3 protein-coding genes are annotated in these 2340 nt (G+C 31.1%); all 3 read right to left on the bottom strand.

Going from position 1 to position 2340, the window contains the following annotated elements; translation table 11 throughout:
• Window positions 1–243: 243 nt before the first annotated feature.
• The 3 genes from BUC03_RS14940 to BUC03_RS14950 all read right to left on the bottom strand — a co-directional run bounded on the left by BUC03_RS14940 (window position 244) and on the right by BUC03_RS14950 (window position 1645).
• Complete coding sequence (locus BUC03_RS14940) at window positions 244–654, bottom strand: hypothetical protein (protein ID WP_073153923.1); 411 nt, start codon at window positions 652–654, stop codon at window positions 244–246.
• Window positions 655–658: 4 nt separating this feature from the next.
• On the bottom strand, window positions 659–955 hold the full coding sequence (locus BUC03_RS14945) for a hypothetical protein (protein ID WP_073153926.1): 297 nt from the start codon (window positions 953–955) through the stop codon (window positions 659–661).
• A gap of 150 nt (window positions 956–1105) precedes the next feature.
• The gene (locus BUC03_RS14950) at window positions 1106–1645 is read right to left on the bottom strand and encodes a TPM domain-containing protein (RefSeq protein ID WP_073153927.1); all 540 of its coding nucleotides are present in this window, start codon (window positions 1643–1645) and stop codon (window positions 1106–1108) included.
• Window positions 1646–2340: the final 695 nt, after the last annotated feature.

The following is a 2340-nucleotide window of genomic DNA, read 5'->3' on the forward strand; positions in this document are numbered from 1 at the left end:
AGTTCCGATTGCAAATATTATTCGGTACTTCCAACTAATTTTAATCATCTTATTTCCTATTTCCATAATATTTGTTTTAAATGCAGTACAACGGTTTTGTATAATTTCCCAGCTAAGGGAAGGTTAGGAATAAAGATAATAAAAAGAGCTAACTTTGACGCTTTTGCGTCTGTGTCCGCAGGATACAACCAAACCTTAGTTGGAATTATACGGTGTTACCACACGTTTTTATTCCGTTTGTACTTATCTTAAATCTAAAATCACAGAATCCTTTACTTTGATATAAATCAGATTGTCATTATGATATAATTCAGTCGTATCTCCTTTTATTTCTGTCCGCACAAAGTCAGATTCAATAAATGTTTTTTCGTTTGAGTCTAAATAAATTGGAATTGCAACATATAAAAAACAACTAATTATTATTAAGCTATTCGAAACTATGATTCCTTTTAATTTTTCCGTCCTTGTCTTGAAAAAGAAAATTCCGACACTTATTAAAGTCCAAATTAGTCCGATTACTAAAGTTAAAAATAAAATCAGATGATGAATTCCAGGTGCGTGAATATATGGGTTTCCAATAATCGCATAAGCTATTCCTGCAATTCCAAATCCTATTCCGTAAAATAGTAACGTTTTTAAAATTCCTTTTTTCATACTATTATTCGAACATTTCAGATTGAAGGTTTAGGCAAATAATCACTGCCAAAATGTGAAGTCCAAGAATAATAAATTTCCATTTCGGTTTTTTGGTCAGAATTAGAGCGTAGATTGGAATCTGTCCAACAGCAATTATTGTTGGTAAAATTCCAATTCCATTTTTTGTCAGAATAGCAATTAACATTGTAAATGGATAAACAACTTTCGCTGGTAAATAAGTTCCGTGTCCTCCACCCATTGAAAATACTACAATGACTAATAAAATAAATGTTATTAAAATGGTAGTTCCGATTTTCATTTCAAATGTGTGGTAACGGTTACGTATAAGAATAGTGCGGTTTTGTGTGCGAGGATTTTCCGAAGGAAAATCAGACGTAACAAAAGCGTACTAACCTTTGATTAAGCACTAAACTAAGCATTATTTTTATACAATGTTGTACACAGTACTTTATTTCCATTTTGCTATTAATTCAGTCACACCGTTTTTAATTCCGTTATAAAATTCTCCATTTTTAAATTCAGGTATGATAGTTTTTTCAATTACTTCTTTGCAAATTTCGTCGGTCAAAATCAGTTCAGTTCCAAGTCCTGATGCAATTCCGATTTGTCGACAAGGATTACAGACAACGATTGTCAATCCGTTATTTTTTTCCGCTGTTCCAACTCCCCAATTATTTGCTAAATCAGTCGCATATTTTTGGATGTTATTATATGGTTTTATGCTGTCAATTGTTACAATTACAATTTGTCTTGTTGTTTCAATATCGTAATCGTAAAGAACTTTTGATAATTCAGTATTTTGTGATTCCGAAAAGATTTCCCCATAATCATTTATAATTCCAATTGGTTTAGGAAAAGTACTTTTTACCGTTTTGGAAAAGTCAATTTCAGTTGTTGGCTTTTTTGATTCAGTTTCTTGCGCAGAACCTTTGCAAGAAAGCAAGTTCAAGGTCAGAAATAGGATTAATATTTTAGTTCCGATTTTCATTTCAGGTATTGTGTACAACGGTCCCGTATATTTGTCAGTTGTGGGAATTAGGAATTAAAGATAATAAAAAGAACTGAATTTGACGCACCAGCGTCTGTGTCCGCAGGACACAAAACCACAATTGGAAATATATGTTGTTGGTAAAAGTTTTTTCTTTGATGATAGATACTTTCAATTTGCTCAAAATTAGATTTAAAAACTATCCAATCCGCATTTTTTTTTTCAAGTCAACTATTTATAATATTTTGAAGAAATAAAAGAGTAATAATTATCCGTTATCACTTTTCCAGTTTTTTAACTTGCGTCCAGTTCGGCCATACAGCATTTTAATTTTTTCAGCATTCAGTTCAGCCATCAGGATTTTTAATTTTTTTCAGAGTAGGAGAGAGCAGTTTAAACTTTTGTGTCCAGATCAGCCGTAAAGATTTGTTTAATTTTTCACGTAAGAGTGATAATTTTATCCATAAGTAATTTTAAATTTTAAAACTTTTCATTTCCATTTTACCTTTTCAAAAATCAAAACTTATCAAACAGGAAGTAAAATTCAATTAGTAGAATGACTTAAAATATAGGTAACTATGTTTTTTTTCAAATTTTTACCAACGGTTTTGTATAATTTTCCAGCTAAGGGAAGGTTAGGAATAAAGATAGTAAAAAGAGCTAACTTTGACGCTCTTGCGTCTGTGTCCGCAGGA

Origin of the sequence: Mesonia phycicola (genome assembly GCF_900141885.1) — a bacterium.
GTDB classification, from domain to species: domain Bacteria; phylum Bacteroidota; class Bacteroidia; order Flavobacteriales; family Flavobacteriaceae; genus Mesonia; species Mesonia phycicola.

What these genes read in the sequence shown, in the direction of transcription:
- BUC03_RS14950 (WP_073153927.1), bottom strand. Translation starts at nt 1,645, where the DNA reads ATGAAAATCGGAACTAAAATATTAATCCTATTTCTGACCTTGAACTTG.
- BUC03_RS14945 (WP_073153926.1), bottom strand. Translation starts at nt 955, where the DNA reads ATGAAAATCGGAACTACCATTTTAATAACATTTATTTTATTAGTCATT.
- BUC03_RS14940 (WP_073153923.1), bottom strand. Translation starts at nt 654, where the DNA reads ATGAAAAAAGGAATTTTAAAAACGTTACTATTTTACGGAATAGGATTT.